This is a genomic window from Leifsonia sp. ALI-44-B (genome assembly GCF_001984125.1).
Classification (GTDB): Bacteria; Actinomycetota; Actinomycetes; order Actinomycetales; family Microbacteriaceae; genus Okibacterium.
The window spans coordinates 833,366-848,937 of the sequence record NZ_MTQL01000006.1; the positions used below are offsets into that span (position 1 = coordinate 833,366).

The following is a 15,572-nucleotide window of genomic DNA, read 5'->3' on the forward strand; positions in this document are numbered from 1 at the left end:
GTGGGGGCTTACCGCGGCTGTGCGTGCCCGGTATCACCCGGGCACTCAGCGGCTAGCGGGCACGCGTCGGCGTTACGCCCGTGACACGGCTTCGGTCCAGCGCCTCACGAGTTCCTCCTCGGAGTACAGCGTGCGCGGCCTGATGACGATGTCCTCGGCGACGTAGTAGAACACGGCGTCGATGTCCTCGGCCGGGATTCCTTTCCAACGCGCGTAGGCCACGCGGTACAGAGCGAGCTGATACTGCCGCTCCTCGAGTTCATCGTCGCCCCGGGGGCTGCGGCCGGTTTTCCAGTCGACGATCTGGTAGCGGCCATCCGTTTCGTACACGGCATCCAGTTTGCAGATGAGCACCTGCCCGGCGAGGGTGACATCGATCTCGATTTCAACGTCCACCGGTTTCCTCTCGGCCCATTCGGATGCCTCGAAGGTCGCCTGCAGGGCGCGCAATGCGTCGAGCTCGGCCCCTTCGACGGGATACTGGGTGGCGGTCAGATCGTCGCCGTCGAGTTCGAGCACCGTGGCGTCGAGCACGTCGCCGGTTCCGGTCATGCCGGAACGTTGCTCGACCCAGGAGTGGAAGAGGGTTCCGAGGCGCGTCTGACGGTAGGGCTTCTCGGGCAGAGGTCGCCTGAGGCGCGTCGCTACCTCGGCGGGGTCGCTGACGAAGTCCTTGAACCGTGAGGCGGGCACGCGCGCGGGCAGGGAGACGCGCTGGTCGCCGGTTCGCCGGTCCTCGCGCTCGGCAAGGAGGAGGGCGATATCGGCGTCCCAGCGGGTGGAACGCTCGGGGTCGGCCTCACGCACGGCGCCCGCCGCCGCGATCACCCGTTCACGGCGGGGCCCCAGGGGGTCGAGCGGCCAGTCGACGCGGTGTTGGATGCCGGCGAGCGGGTTCTCCTCGAATTCGCTGTGCGCAGGCAGCCGGTCGCCCGCCGCGCCGCGCAGCCGTTCGAGCGCTTCTTCCGTTTCGCTCAGGTAGGTGCTGGCTTCGCGGGGTTTGCTCTGGGTCGCCCAGAATGAACCGCCGAGGTGCAGGGCATCCCGCGCCCTCGTGATAGCGACGTAAGCGAGACGACGCTGTTCCTCCGAGTTGCGTTGCTCGAGCTCTTCGCCGAACCGCGTGTACGCCTCGTCGAATTCGAGGTGCGTCTCGGCGCTGCGCCACTGCAGCTCGGGCAGCACGTCGCGGTCGCCACGGAAGTCGAAGGGCAGCTCGCCGAAGGCGGTCCACCCACGTTTGCTGCGCAGCTTTCCCGGCATCTCGTCGGCGACAAGGCGCGGAACGGCAACGCTGTCCCATTCGAGGCCCTTCGACCCGTGGATGGTGAGGATCTGAACCGTTCCGGGCTCGGGTTCGTCGCTGCGGGGCGCGAGCTTTTCCCGCTTCTCGGCTTCGTCGAGCCAGGCGAGGAAGGGCCCGAGTGTTCCGGACTCGTCGACGGCGAGGTAGGACTCCACTTGCTCGACGAATGCGTCGAGGCTGGCCTGTCCGAGTGTTGCGGTCTCGTTGGCCGCGATCTCGATGTCGAGCAGGAGCTCTTGAACGACGAGCGAGACGAGGTCGAGCAGGTCGAGGCCGCCGCGCCGACGGATCCCGGCGAGTTGTGTCGCAGCGGCCCGCATGCGGCGTCGACCTTCGGCGGTGATACCGGCGAGGGCGCGGTGGGTGTCGGGCGCTTCGATGAGGAAGTCGATGGCTTCGACGAGCGAACGCGCGTCATCCGGGTTGGTCGATTGGCGCAGCGCCTCTCGCGTGCTGTCGTCGAGCAGGGCGTATCCCGTGTCGCGGTCGCTCAACCACGCGGCGAGGCGGTTGAGCGCGGCGATGTCGCGCGGGCCGATCTGCCAGCGCGCGCCCGTGAGCAGCCTGATCAGTTCGGAACCGGCGGTCGGGTCGTGCAGCACGCGCAGCGCCGCGACGAGGTCGACGATGACGGGCTGCTCGAGCAACCCGGCGAGCCCCAGCACGTGATAGGGAACGTCGGCGGCATCGAGGGCGTCGGTGAACGGCGCGATGTTCTTGACCGATCGGCACAGCAGGGCTGCCGTGCGCTGTTTTCCCGACGCCGTCGGCCGGCGCAGTTCGCGGTGGAACCATTCGGCCACCTCGCGCGCCTCGTCGTCGATCGTTTCGGTGAACGACACGTCGACGCGCCCGTCCGCCGCGGCCGGGCTCGCCCGCAGTTCGGAGACGGGCACGGTCGGCAGCACGGGCAGACGGCCGGCGACGGCGTTGGCGGCCGCCAGGATCTCGTGCGCATTACGCCAGCTCGTCGACAGAGAGTAGGTGGCCGAGGGACTGGCGGGGGCGAAGTCGGCCAGATAGCGGGCGAGGTTCGAGGCGCTCGCGCCGCGCCATCCGTAGATCGACTGGTTGGGGTCACCAACCGCCATGACGGGATGGTCGGCGAAAAGCCCCGAGAGCAGATCGGTTTGCACGACCGATGTGTCCTGATATTCATCGAGGATGACGACGCGGAAACGTGAGCGGTAGTCCTCGCGCGCCCGCGGCACGCGCCGGCAGATCTCGAGGGCCAGCGCAACCTGGTCGCTGAACTCCACGAATCCGCGGCGGCGCTTCTCCCGCGCGAAGTCGTCGGCGAGCGCGAGCAACACAGGCAGCGCGCTGAGGTCGCGCACGGTGTCGACGACCATCTTCGAGGGTGTGCGTTTGCGTGACCCCCACGGCATCGCTTCGAGCTGAACGACGCGCTCGACCATGCGCAGGATGTCGTCGCCGCGGTCGGCGGCATCATTGTCGCTGAGCGAACGGCTGAGCCAGACGACCGCCGAGGTGATCTGGTCGATACTCTTGTCGAGGGTCACGAGTCGGTCGTCGTCGCTGCGGATGACGATGTCGCGCGCGAGTCGCCAGGCAGAGGCATCCGTGATGACGGTCGATTCGGGTTCACGCCCGATGGAGCGCCCGTATTCGCGGAAGATGCCGCTGGCGAAGGCGTTGTAGGTGGACACCGTCGGCGCCTCGAGGATGTCTCGACTGCCAGCCTCGATGACGCGCCCGAGCTGTTCGATGCGCTTGAGGATGCGTTCCTGCAACTCGCCCGCGGCTTTGCGCGTGAAGGTGAGCCCGAGGATCTGTGGCACCTCGACCAACCGGTTGGCGAGCAACCAGACGATGCGGTTGGCCATGGTCTCGGTCTTGCCGCTGCCCGCTCCGGCCACGACCATGGCGGGTTGGAGCGGCGCCTCGATCACGAGGATCTGTTCGTCGGTGGGCCGCGGCAGCTCGAGCATCTCGGCGATCTCGACGGCCGAGTAGCCGCGGGGGCTGGTCTCCGCGGCCTCGCCGGCGCGTTCGTCGATCAGGGTGCTCATGCCGACACCGCCCCGACCAGGTGGATGCGGTAGACGAATCCGGCTTTCGGGTCGCGTTCGTCGAGGTCGCTGACTCCCGGGAAAACCGCGGCGGCCATGCCGTGTCCGGAGCCGAGCACACGCGTCTCGAAGCCGGCCAGCTCCTCGTCGGTCAGCGGCTTCTGCGTGAGCAACCGATAGGACTTGCCGCGCACACCCTTCGACACGTAGAGCAGGGCTCCCCCGGCCGACACCTCGGTGCCTTCGACACCGGGGATGGCGCCGCGGCGCCCGGCGAGTTGGTATCCCCCGAGCTGCGCGTTCTGATCGACGCTCGGCTGGCTGGGGGCGTTGCGCCCGGTCTTCAGGTCGACGATGACGATCTCTCCTTCGGCTGTGCGTTCGACGCGGTCGATCTTGCCGCTCAGCGTGACCTGATCGATGGTCACCTCGAACGCTCCCTCGGCGTTGACGAGGGTCGCTCCGCTGCGCAGGAAATCGGTGAGGTATTCGGAGAGCCCGTGCACGAGCGTGTCCACGGCCCGCCGTTGGCGCTCGGCGATCCACGGCGCCTCGAAGGTCAGCTCAGACCATCTGTCGTCCACGTGCTCCCACAGCTTCTCGGGCGTGACATCGGCGAGCTCGCGGGCATCGGCGGTGTTCTCGAGCGCGCCGTGCACGATCGTGCCGACGTTCGCGGCGATCCCCGACGGCATCGCGGCCATCTTGTCGATGAACCAGGCCAGCGGCGTCTTCTCGAAGGTTTCCATCTGCGAGGGCGACACGCGCACGCGGGCCTCCTCGTCGGTGAGGTCGATCAGCGGGTCGGTCGTCGTCGGCTCGCTCAGCCCGTACCACTCGTCCGGCGCCGCCCCGGGCACTCCCGCCGCAGCGAGGCGCGCGAGCGCGGCTGCCGCGTCGGCAGCGCCAGTAGCTGTGTCGGCAACGCCGGCAACTCCATCCGCGTTCGCTTCCACGTCAGCGAGATCACCGCGTGCGTCAGTCTCGCGGGTGGGCGCGGCGACCTCGCGCCGCAGGTGCCCCACCAAACCGCGCAGCGTCAGCGGATGCTCGGGGGCACCCGTTTCGGCGGGCGGCACGCTCGGGAACCGCAAGAAAGGTGACGGGTGTTCATCTTCGCTGTCGACGGCGGCCAATACGACGAGGCTGCGAGCGCGCGACACCGCCAGCTCGAACAGCCGCAACTCGTCGGACAGCACGGATGCCCGTGCGTCGAGTTCTTCGACCGGCAACCCGGCGACGCGCTGGGTGAATTCCTGCGGGTACAGCAGCGTTCCGCGCACGCGGGGGTTCGGCCACACACCGTCTTGCATGCCGGCCACGACCACCACGTCGACCTCGGCCCCGACGACGGTGTTGGGCGTGCCGAGCCAGACGGCCTCGCCCGCCGACGTGGGGGTCAGGCTGTCTTCGCGAATCGTGGCGCTGCGGGCTTCGACGATGAAGTTGGATGCCGGAGCCCCCGGTGCGCGCTCGACGAACCGTTTCGCCGCCGTAAACAGGGCCATGACGCCGTCGAGTTGGCGATTGGCTTCATCGGCGGCCAGCCCGTGCCCCAGGGCGGCGGAAGCCCACGGTGCCGCGAGTCCGCTGCGGTCCCACAGATGCCACAGCACCTCTTCGATGCTGCCGCCGTCGCCGGCCAGGCGCGTCGCCTCAGCCAGCGTCGTGGCGAATCGGTGCGCGCGGCGGGCGAGCGTCGAATCGACGCTCGCGAACCCCACCCCGGTGAGCAGGGCCTCGTAGAGCAATTGCGTGCCCTGCTTGGCTCCTCCCCCCGCCAATTCTTCGTGCCGCAACGCCAGCCGCAGCCGCCGGAGCGCCATGCGGTCGAGCCCCGAGAGAGGCCCCGTGAGCAGGTCGACGGCCGATGCTTCGGTGAGAGGCTCGGCGCCGACCGCGACGGCCGCAGCCGTGAGAAGGTGACCCGCGGCGTGATGATCTTGCACGGTGCGCGACCCGACCGAACCGCGCGTCGGCACATCGGACAGCGCCAGGGAGCGTTCGAGCGGTGCCAGGAGCGACCCCGAACGCACGACGACGGCCATCTTCGACCACGGAACCCCGTGCAACAGGTGCTGCTCGCGCAACACGCGCCCGATGCGACGGTGCAGCCGAGCGGGTGTGTTCTCGCAGACATACCGGATGCCAGACCCTTCACCGGCCTGAGTATCAGCATCAACATCAACCTCAGCATCAACATCGGCATCGCCATCGGCATCGGCCGAACCGCCGACACGCCCGCCGCGATCATCCGACGGCGAAGCCGCCTCGGCCTTTCGGTGCGCGACGACACCGGACGCGCCGATGCGCTGCGAGATCTCGCTCACTAGCCCGCGCACCTCGTCGCCGTGTCGGTGCACGGTGTCGAGCGTGAGGGTCTGGGCGTCGACGCCCAGACGCGACCCGAACTCGGCGAGCGCCAACGGATCGGACCCACGGAACGTGGCCGCCGCGACATCCGGATCGCCGAAACCCACGACCGTGACGCCGCGCCCGGCCAGGGCACGCAGGAACTCGAGCGTGGCTGCGCCCTGTTCTTGCACGTCGTCGACCAGGAGGAGCTCGAGCGCGCCGAGCGGCACACCATCGACAATCGATCGGGTGGCCTCGGAAATCAGCTCGGCCGAGTCGAGATAGGGGGTGGGAAAGCTGTCGATCACGGCCTCGTAGTCGACCATGAAGTCGGCGGCAGCAACCCACTCGGCCCGGTCGTATCGCTCGCCCGCCGTGCGCAGGTCGCCGGGGCGCAGACCGGCCTCGGTGACGCGCATCATGAGCTCGCGCAGCTCGGTGCGGAAACCGGCGAGCGCGCGCACCTCGCCGTCGATCTGCTCGGGCCAGCGCGGCCCGCCCGTGACACCGGCCTCGCCCGCGAGCAGCTCGCTGATGATGCTGTCTTGTTCGGCGCCCGTGAGCAACCGGGGCGCAGGCTCGTCGCGCAACGTGGCCTGGGACTGCACGATGCTGAACGCCACCGAGGTGACGGTGCGCGCGAGGGGGCCGTTGGTGGGCCGGTCGACCCGCAGGGCGAGCCTGTCGCGCAACCGGTTGGCCGCCAGGCGGCTGGGTGCGAGAACGAGCAGCGCGCTCGGATCGAGGCCCAGCCGGTGCACCCGGTCGACGGCGAACTGCACGAGCGTCGTCGTCTTGCCGCTGCCGGGAGCGCCGATAACGATGGCGGAGTCGCGGAGGCCCAACTCGAGCACGCCCCACTGCGACTCGTCCAGGGCAGGCTCGACGTCTGACGCGCCCGCCCGTTCGCCTGCCACCACGGGCGCAAATCCTCGTATTGCCACGTCTGCAACGCTATCGCCCACCACCGACATCGCTGGGGCGCCGCTCGGCCCCGCGCGTGTTCGCTGTCGGCGAGTGCCGGGGGTGCATCCGGCCGCCGGTGGTGCCGTAATCTGGGCAGGTAGGCAATCGAAAGGCTCATCCTGTGGAAATCCGTATCGGTATCACCAACAGCCCCCGCGAAATCAGCTTCGAGACGACGCAGTCCGCGTCTGACGTGCAGGATGTCATCGCCCAGGCTCTCGAAGCCGGCAAGGCGTTCTTCTCCCTGACCGACAGCAAGGGCAAGGTCTACCTCGTCCCCACCGTCAACCTCGGCTACGTCGAGATCGGTTCGGAAGAGTCCCGCCGCATCGGCTTCGTCGGCTAGTCAGCATGGAACTCCTCTTCGTCGTGCTCGGCGGCCTCATCATCGGCCTCATCGCCCGATACGCCTTGCCCCGGCGCAGCACCCACGGTGAAGCGCTCGTTCCGGCGGTCGCGGCAATCGCTGCCGCCGTGGTTTGGGTGGCCCTCACCTGGGCCGGCTGGCCATGGGATGGCGGATGGATCTGGGCGGTGTCGCTTGTCGCATCCGGCATCGTCGCGGTCGCCGTCGACATCCTGATCGGCCGTCGCCGCGAAGAAAGCGACCGTCGCATGCTCGTCGAACTCGGCGGATAGCAGCGCACTGAGACGCAAGAGATCGGCCCGTCAGCGCTCAGCGCGGCGGGCCGATCGTCGTATCTCGCTCAGCAGTGGATGCCGCCCTCCGACCGCCAGCACCGTGGCGGCACGCACCCGAACCGATCTCGGCGGTCTAACCGGTCACGACCTAAGCGGTCAAGCCCAGAGCATCCATTCGGCGCGTGTGGGTGGCGATGAGTTCAGTGAAGACGGGCTCGACGCGAGCCTCTTCGGTGGCCGAGCCGGGGTTGATGCGCAGGGCGTGGTGCGCCAGCAGGAGCGTGTCGCCCACGAGGCGCCGGCCCCACATAGCGAGGAAATCGGCACGCTTCGGGTCGACGTCGATCGCGTCGGTGAGCAGGGCGACGAGGCCGTTGGCCCCCGAATCGCTGCCCAGCAGACTGGCGATGCGCGGCCCGACATCGGACGGCAGCCCGTCGGTCAGCCCGATATAGAGGTCGTCGAGAAAACCCTGCGTGATGTACACCGACAGCAGCGCTTCATTCTTGGTCGCCCCGGCGGTGGACACGAGGAACTCGTCGACGGCGGGCGCGAACGGCGCCATGGCCTCGTCGGGCTTCTTCTCGCGACGCACGATCTCCGACACGATGCCCTCGTGTTTGGCCAGCGCGAAACCGGCGGCCTGGGCGATGATCTGTTTGGCGCCCAGATCGGATGTCGTCACGCTCAGCTCGCTCAGCACCTGGAAGAACCCGAGCTGCACGTAGGCGGCCTGGCCGAGGTAGCTGTCCACGTCGGGCGTGAGGTCGGAGAAGTCGACTTTCTCGAAGCCCGTCGGGCGACGGCGAGCGGACGAGCGTGACTGCTCTATCACTCCGCGACGACGCCGTACCCAGGAAACCACGGGTCCAGCTTAGATGCTCCGCTAGGGTGAGAGTGTCCCGGCGACGGATCGGGACCCTACGCCCGAAGTGACTGTGACAGGCGTAGACCTACACATTGATAACTGACAGGCGAATAATCGTGACTTTTTCCGATCTCGGCGTCGACCAAGACTTGGTCGATGCTCTTGCATCCAAGGGCATTCTCGAGCCCTTCCCCATCCAGGAACAGACCATCCCCCTCGGGTTGGCCGGCCAAGACATCATCGGCCAGGCTAAGACGGGAACGGGTAAGACCTTCGGTTTCGGTCTGCCGCTGATCCAGCGTCTCGGGCTCGACCCGGCCCCGGGCGTCCAGGCGCTCATCGTGGTGCCGACGCGTGAACTCGCCGTCCAGGTGACCGAGGACATCGAGCTCGCGGCATCCAACCGAAAGACCGCCATCGTCTCCATCTACGGCGGCAAGGCCTACGAGGGCCAGATCGAACAGCTGCGGGCCGGCGCCCAGATCGTCGTCGGAACCCCCGGGCGCCTGATCGACCTCAACAACCAGCGCCTGCTCGACCTCAGCAACGTGCGCGAGATGGTGCTCGACGAGGCCGACAAGATGCTCGACCTCGGCTTCCTGGCCGACATCGAGAAGCTCTTCTCGAAAACGCCCGAGAGCCGCCACACCATGCTCTTCTCGGCCACCATGCCGGGCCCGATCGTGGCCCTGGCGCGCCGCTTCATGACGAAGCCCATCCACATCCGTGCGACGGACCCCGACGAGGGCCTCACGCAGGCCAACATCAAGCACCTCATCTACCGGGCACACTCGCTCGATAAGGACGAGGTCATCGCGCGCATCCTGCAGGCCGAGGGCCGCGGCAAGACCGTCGTGTTCACGCGCACCAAGCGCGCCGCCGCGAAGCTCGTCGAAGAACTGAACGATCGGGGCTTCAACGCCGCGGCCGTGCACGGTGACCTCAACCAGGAGCAGCGCGAGCGGGCCATGGCCGCGTTCAAAGCGGGCAAGCGAGACATCCTCATTGCTACGGATGTCGCGGCGCGCGGTATCGACGTCGACGATGTCACCCACGTGATCAACCACACCATCCCCGAAGACGAGAAGACCTACCTGCACCGCGTGGGCCGCACGGGCCGCGCCGGCAAGACCGGTATCGCCGTCACGTTCGTCGACTGGGACGACCTGCACAAGTGGGCGCTCATCAACCGCGCTCTCGAGTTCGGCCAGCCCGAGCCCACCGAGACCTACTCGTCGTCGCCGCACCTGTTCAGCGACCTCGACATCCCGGCCGGCACCAAGGGCCGCCTGAAGCCCGCCGCCGAGGTTGCCCGTCCCCCGCGTTCGGCGACGGCCACGGGGCAATCGGGTTCGGGCCGTGGCGGTTCCGAGCGCTCGGGTTCCGAGCGTTCCGGTTCCGACCGGTCCCGCGGTGGCGACTCCGCTCGCGGTGAGGGCGGCTCGAGCCGTCCGCCGCGCACGCGCAACCGCCGTCGCGGCGAAGGCACGGGCAGCGAATCTGAGCAGACCACGTCGGGTGCCGCGGCATCCAACTCGACGGATGCTACAGCCACCGATGCAGCGGGCTCGACCTCGGCCGACCAGGCGCCCGTCGCCGCCGGCACGCACGACGGTCAGGGCACCGAGCACCACGACGGCAACAGCGCACCGCGCCGCCGCAACCGCTCGCGTCGCCGCGGCCCCAAGCCCGAATAGCCCCGGTTCGGTCGGCGCCCTGCGTGCCGCCCACAGCCTGAGAAGCGCTCGACGTCTGCGGATGTCGAGCGCTTCTTGCATGTGAGGGTGATGCGGACCGGAAGCGACAACACCTCACGCCGCCGTCGACATGACCGCGGTCTCCGCTACGGTCGCACGGGCTCCCAGCCGGTCGCCTCGTCGGCGATGGCCTGAACGACCTCGGGGGCCGTCGTGTTCTCGCCCAGACGGTTGGGCTTGCCCGAACCGTGGTAGTCGCTCGAGCCGGTCACGCGCAGCCCGTATGTCTCGGCCAGCTCGTGCAGGCGCACGCGCCCGTCGGGCGTGTTCTCGCGGTGATCGATCTCGAGCCCGAACAGCCCGGCATCGGCGAGCGCCGCGATGTAGTCCTCCTCGAGCACGTTGTCGCGCCCGCGCGTCGCGGGGTGGGCGATAACGGGGATGCCGCCGGCCGCACGCACGAGCCGCACGCCGTCGAGCGTGTCGGGGGCATAGTGCGGCAGGTAATACCCGGTGGCCGGGTGCAGGATTCCGGCGAAGGCTTCGCTCCGCGTTGGCACGAACCCGCGGGCCACGAGCGCGTCGGCGATGTGCGGCCGACCGATGGTCGTTCCCGGGGTCGTCTGCTCGACGACATCCGCCCACGTGAGGTCGTAGTCGGCCGACAGCTTCTGCACGATGGTCTCGGCCCGTGTGAGCCGGGACTGCCTGATGCGCGCGGTCTCTTCGACGAGGTCGCCGTTGGTGGGGTCGAAGAGGTAGGCGAGCAGGTGCACGCTGCGCCATCCGTGTCGCGTGCTGAGTTCCATGCCCGGGATGAGGGTGATGCCGTTCTCGACGGCGGCCTCGGATGCTTCGTGCCACCCCGCCGTGGAGTCGTGATCGGTGAGCGCCACCGTGCCGAGACCGGCCTCGCGGGCGGCGCGCACGAGCTGGCTGGGCGTCTCGGTGCCGTCGGAGACCCGGGAGTGGGTGTGCAGATCGGCGGGTGCGGGGAAACCGGCCTCTGCAGTCATCCCCCCAGTCTATTGCGCCGTGCGCGGAGGTTTCCCAGGAGCGGCTGGTTAGGGTGATGCCGATGTTCAAGTTCCTGGGTGCGCTCGTCACCATCGCTGTCGCCGTCGGCCTGCTCGTGCTCGCGTGGCCGCAGTTCTTCGGGTTCCAGGATGCGTTCCCGATCGCGCAGGCCGTGGCCTTGCGCGGGGGGCTCGTGGTTGCGGGGATCGTCGCGCTTATCGTGTGCCTGCTTCTCGCGCTCGCCCGGCCGCTCCGCGCCTTCGCGGGCACACTCGCCGTCCTCTTCGCGGTGTTCACCGTCGCCAACGTGGCCATCATTGGCGTGCGCGGCATCACGGGCACCGAGGCGCCCACGGCCTCCGAGGCATCCGGGCCATCCGCCACCGACGCGAACGTCGACCCCGCGGCCGGCCAGGACATCACGGTTCTCTCGTGGAACACCCTGGGCGACGCGCCGGGTTCCGACACGATCGCCCAACTCGCCATCGAGTCACGAGCAAACGTCATCGTGTTGCCCGAGACCACGGAGGCGACGGGTGTCGAGGTCGCCCTGCAGATGCGCGCGGCCGGCCTGCCCATGTGGGTCAAGACCGTGGCCTTCGACCAGATCTCGCCCGCGCGCTCGACCACCCTGCTCATCAGCCCCGGCCTCGGCGACTACGACACCGTCACGAGCAACGAGAACCGCGCCGAGAACACGGCCGTGCTGCCCACCGTCATCGCCACGCCCTCTGATGGTGTCGGCCCTACGATCGTGGCCGCCCACGCCGTCTCCCCCTCCCCGGCCCAGATGCAGAACTGGCGCACCGACCTGCAGTGGCTCGCGCGCCAGTGTGCAAGCGACGACGTCATCATGGCGGGCGACTTCAACGCCACCATCGACCACATGGCGGGGCTCGGCACGGGCGACGGCACGACTCTCGGCCAGTGCACGGACGCCGCAACCTCGGCGGGTGCCGCGGGGCTCGGAACCTGGCCGACCGACGTCCCCGCCCTCGTCGGCTCGCCCATCGACCACGTCATGGTGGGCTCCAAGTGGACCGTCACGGGCATGCGCGTCGTGACCGACCTCGACGGCACGGGCAGCGACCACCGACCCGTCGTTGCGACACTGTCCCCGACCTCCTGAGAGCGCTGCTCGGGCATCCCTCATGTTCGGCGCCTCGTGTGGTGGGAGAATGGACGGATGAGCCATTCGACTGACACCGCGCACGCCGACTCCGTGCACACCGACACCGCCGGGCAGCCCGTGAGCACCGAGCCGACCGCCGAGCAAACTTCGGAACACGCGCCGGGTGCCGAGCCCATCGAGCAGCCCGAGGGCACCGAGAATCGCTCAACGACCCCGTCGTCGAACCAGTTCCAGCAGTTCATCGGCTCGAAGTGGGCCGAGCGCGTCGACGAGCTTCCCTCGCCCCGCGAGCAGGCCCCCTACGCCGCACGACGCCGCGACACGCTCTCAGCGGCCTTCGTGGGCCAGCGACTCGTCGTGCCCGCCGGCTCCCCGAAGCAGCGTTCGAACGACACCGACTATCCGTTCCGCGCACACACGGTCTTCACCTATCTGACCGGGTGGGGCAGCGACAGCGAGCCCGACGCCGTGCTTGTCTTCGAGCCCGCCGGCGACACGCACGAGGTCACGCTCTACTTCCGCGAGCGCGCCGACCGCACGAGCCCCGAGTTCTATGCCAACTCGGCCATCGGCGAGTTCTGGATCGGCGCCCGACCCTCGCTCGCCCAGGTGGCCGCCGACCTCGGCATCGAGACGGCGCACCTCGACGAGTTCCAGGCAACGGCCATCGATCGCACGGTCGAGGAGGACGCCGAGCTGACGCAGTTCACCTCAGAGATGCGCCTCGTCAAGGACGCCTACGAGATCGAGCAGATGCGCCAGGCCGTCGACGCCACGCAGCGCGGTTTCGACGACGTGATCGCCGACTTCGGCCGCATCACGCAGCACGCACGCGGCGAACGTCTGGTCGAGGGCGTTTTCTACACCCGGGCCCGCGCCGACGGCAACGCCGTGGGCTACGACACGATCGCGGCATCCGGGCCCCACGCCTGCATTCTGCACTGGACGCGCAACGACGGCCCCGTCACGCCCGGCGACCTCATGCTGCTCGACGCGGGCGTCGAACTCGACAGCCTCTACACGGCCGACATCACGCGCACCCTGCCCGCCAACGGAACCTTCACCGATGTGCAGCGCCTCGTCTATGAAGCCGTGCGCGAGGCAGCGGATGCCGCGTTCCAGATCGTGAAGCCCGGCATCACGTTCCGCGATGTGCACGCCGAGGCCATGCGGGTCATCGCGCAGAAGACGGCCGAGTGGGGCTTCCTGCCGGTCAGCGCCGAAGAGTCGATGCAGCCCGACAACCAGTACCATCGCCGCTACATGGTGCACGGCACCAGCCACCACCTGGGTATCGACGTGCACGACTGCGCGCAGGCCCGGCGTGAGATGTACCACGACGGCATCGTGAAGGAGGGCATGGTCTTCACGATCGAGCCCGGCCTCTACTTCCAGCCCGACGACCTGACCGTGGCTCCCGAGTTCCGCGGCATCGGCGTGCGCATCGAAGACGACATCCTGGTCACGGCCGACGGCGCCGAGAACCTGTCGGCCGGCATCCCCCGCACGGCTGACGACGTCGAAGCGTGGATCGCGCGCCTCAACGGCTAGCAGGCATCAACGGCCAGTTCGCATCAACGGCCAGTTCGCATAAACGGCTCAAACGCATCAACACACAGAGGCCGACATCCATCACGGATGTCGGCCTCTCAGCGTGTGTGGCGCAGTGCGGGCTAGAAGGGCCCCTGGCCCGCCTGCCGGTCACCCGACGCATCGGGCTGGCTCAAGATGTTGCGCGCGCGGTTCGCCAGCTCGGGAGCCACGATCACGGTGTAGCTGGTGGCGAGCACCTGCATGACCGAGGTGAAGTCGCGGCGTCGGCGGTTGAGCGAGTAGGTGACGATGGTGAACATCATGCCGAAGGCCGCACCGATGAGGATGGCCGCGCCGACGAACGCCAGGCTCGACGCGGGGTTGACGATCACGAGCAGCAGGCCGAAGAAGAGGCCCAGCCACGCGCCGCTCAACGCTCCGCCGCCGGCCGCGCGGCCATAGCTCAGCTTGCCCGTGACGCGCTCGACGCTCTTGAGGCCGTCGCCCACGATCGACAACTGTTTGACGGGGAAATCGGCGCCCGCGAGGCGATCCACCGCCTGCTGCGCGGCCTCGTAGGTCTCGAAGCTCGCCACGGTCTCGCCGCGGGGAATCTGCCCGTCGAATCCGGCTCGACCGCCGGCACGTCCTGGTTGTTGTGTGCTCACCCCCTCATCTTCTCAGACCCGTCTGTGCGGGGCATCCGGCTGCGGGTGGGGCGACTAGATTAGAGGGGTGAGTACCACGAGGATTTTCGTCGCCCGCCTGGCCGGGTGCATCGTGTTCGACCCCGCGGGCGACCGCGTGGGCAAGGTTCGCGACGTCCTGGTGGTCTACCGAAAAAACGACCCGCCCCGTGTGGTCGGCCTGCTCGTCGAGATTCCGGGCAAGCGACGCGTGTTCGTGTCCATCGGGCGCGTCACGTCCATCGCATCCGGTCAGATCATCACGACGGGCCTCATCAACGTGCGTCGCTTCGAGCAGCGCGGCGGCGAGGTGCGCGTGATCGCCGAGCTGCTCGGCCGCAAGGTGCTCTTCACCGACAAGCCCGGCGAGGCGACCATCGAAGACGTCGCCATCGAAGAATCCGCGCCCGGCGAGTGGGCCGTGAGCCAGTACTTCGTGCGCCAGCCGAAAGCATCCTCGTCGCCGTTCGCCAAGGGCGCCACGTCGTTCGTCACGTGGCGCGAGATCCGTGAGAAGCCGCAGGGCGGCGAGGCCCAGTCGGCCGAGCAGCTCATCGCCACCTATAGCGATCTGAAGCCCGCCGACCTCGCCAACACGCTGCTCGACCTGCCGCGCGAGCGCATGATCGAGGTGGCCGAGGAGCTTTCCGACGACCGGCTCGCCGATGCGCTCGAAGAGATGCCCGAAAAAGACCAGGTGCAGATCCTGGGGCAGCTCGACGACGACCGCGCCGCCGACGTGCTCGACCACATGCAGCCGGATGACGCGGCCGACCTCATCGCGCAACTCCCCGAAGAACGCGGCGAACACTTACTCGAGTTGATGGAGCCCGAAGAGGCCGAAGACGTGCGCATGCTGCTGAGCTTCGCGCCCGACACCGCGGGTGGTCTCATGACCACCGAGCCCATCATCCTGTCGGCCGATTCGACCGTGGCCGAGGCCCTCGCCATGATCCGGCGCGCCGACCTCGCCCCCGCGCTCGGTGCGGCCGTGTGCATCACGCTGCCGCCCTATGAGCCGCCGACCGGCCGCTTCCTCGGCATGGTTCATTTCCAGCGCATGCTGCGGTATCCGCCGCACGAGCGCCTCGGGTCGATCATGGACCAGAGCCTCGATCCGGCGACACCCGAGACGTCGGCCGCCGAGGTGTCGCGCATCCTCGCGAGCTACGACCTCGTATCGGTGCCCGTGGTCGACGAGAAACACCGCCTCGTCGGGGTGGTGACGATCGACGACGTGCTCGACTATCTGCTGCCGAACGACTGGCGTTCCCACGCCGACGACGATGGCCGCGCCCGCCGCACCCCCGCCGTGAGGAGGAACCTCCGTGGCTAAG

Annotated in this window: 11 protein-coding genes; 6 read left to right on the forward strand and 5 right to left on the reverse strand. The window is 68.6% G+C overall.

Going from position 1 to position 15,572, the window contains the following annotated elements:
• Positions 1-72: 72 nt before the first annotated feature.
• Together ALI44B_RS04915 and ALI44B_RS04920 are read right to left on the reverse strand one after the other, a co-directional pair.
• Positions 73-3,339, reverse strand: coding sequence for an ATP-dependent helicase (locus ALI44B_RS04915; RefSeq protein ID WP_077053553.1), 3,267 nt, complete (start codon positions 3,337-3,339; stop codon positions 73-75).
• Positions 3,336-6,614 carry a UrvD/REP family ATP-dependent DNA helicase gene (locus ALI44B_RS04920; RefSeq protein WP_077053554.1) on the reverse strand — a complete coding sequence of 1,093 codons (3,279 nt, stop codon included), beginning with the start codon at positions 6,612-6,614 and terminating at the stop codon, positions 3,336-3,338. Before ALI44B_RS04920 ends, ALI44B_RS04915 begins: the two co-directional genes overlap by 4 nt.
• Positions 6,615-6,781: 167 nt before the next feature.
• Between ALI44B_RS04920 and ALI44B_RS04925 the strand changes: the two genes are divergently transcribed.
• Positions 6,782-7,006 (forward strand): DUF3107 domain-containing protein, encoded by a 225-nt coding sequence (locus ALI44B_RS04925; protein WP_077053555.1) that lies wholly within the window; start codon positions 6,782-6,784, stop codon positions 7,004-7,006.
• Between the two features lie 5 nt (positions 7,007-7,011).
• Positions 7,012-7,299: a hypothetical protein gene (locus ALI44B_RS04930; RefSeq protein WP_077053556.1), complete on the forward strand. Its 288-nt coding sequence runs from the start codon at positions 7,012-7,014 to the stop codon at positions 7,297-7,299.
• Positions 7,300-7,450: 151 nt separating this feature from the next.
• Here ALI44B_RS04930 and ALI44B_RS04935 read toward each other — a convergent pair whose 3' ends face one another.
• Positions 7,451-8,137, reverse strand: a complete 687-nt coding sequence (locus ALI44B_RS04935; RefSeq protein ID WP_238592064.1) for a ferritin-like fold-containing protein — start codon at positions 8,135-8,137, stop codon at positions 7,451-7,453.
• 146 nt (positions 8,138-8,283) lie between these two features.
• Here ALI44B_RS04935 and ALI44B_RS04940 point away from each other — a divergent pair, with 146 nt between their 5' ends.
• Positions 8,284-9,867: a DEAD/DEAH box helicase gene (locus ALI44B_RS04940; protein ID WP_179100224.1), complete on the forward strand. Its 1,584-nt coding sequence runs from the start codon at positions 8,284-8,286 to the stop codon at positions 9,865-9,867.
• A 146-nt stretch (positions 9,868-10,013) separates the two neighbouring features.
• On the opposite strand, the gene ALI44B_RS04945 is transcribed toward ALI44B_RS04940, so the two are convergent.
• A complete protein-coding gene (locus tag ALI44B_RS04945) occupies positions 10,014-10,883 on the reverse strand; it encodes a PHP domain-containing protein (RefSeq protein ID WP_077053559.1) in 870 nt (289 codons plus the stop codon).
• 62 nt (positions 10,884-10,945) lie between these two features.
• On the opposite strand from ALI44B_RS04945, the gene ALI44B_RS04950 reads away from it, so the two are divergent.
• Both ALI44B_RS04950 and ALI44B_RS04955 read left to right on the forward strand, forming a co-directional pair.
• On the forward strand, positions 10,946-12,013 hold the full coding sequence (locus ALI44B_RS04950) for an endonuclease/exonuclease/phosphatase family protein (RefSeq protein WP_077053990.1): 1,068 nt from the start codon (positions 10,946-10,948) through the stop codon (positions 12,011-12,013).
• 57 nt (positions 12,014-12,070) lie between these two features.
• The gene (locus tag ALI44B_RS04955) at positions 12,071-13,567 is read left to right on the forward strand and encodes an aminopeptidase P family protein (protein WP_077053560.1); all 1,497 of its coding nucleotides are present in this window, start codon (positions 12,071-12,073) and stop codon (positions 13,565-13,567) included.
• A gap of 122 nt (positions 13,568-13,689) precedes the next feature.
• Here the strand turns inward: ALI44B_RS04955 and ALI44B_RS04960 are convergent, their stop codons facing one another.
• On the reverse strand, positions 13,690-14,217 hold the full coding sequence (locus ALI44B_RS04960) for a YflT domain-containing protein (protein WP_077053561.1): 528 nt from the start codon (positions 14,215-14,217) through the stop codon (positions 13,690-13,692).
• A gap of 67 nt (positions 14,218-14,284) precedes the next feature.
• Between ALI44B_RS04960 and ALI44B_RS04965 the strand changes: the two genes are divergently transcribed.
• Positions 14,285-15,571: a magnesium transporter MgtE N-terminal domain-containing protein gene (locus ALI44B_RS04965; RefSeq protein WP_077053562.1), complete on the forward strand. Its 1,287-nt coding sequence runs from the start codon at positions 14,285-14,287 to the stop codon at positions 15,569-15,571.
• Position 15,572: the final 1 nt, after the last annotated feature.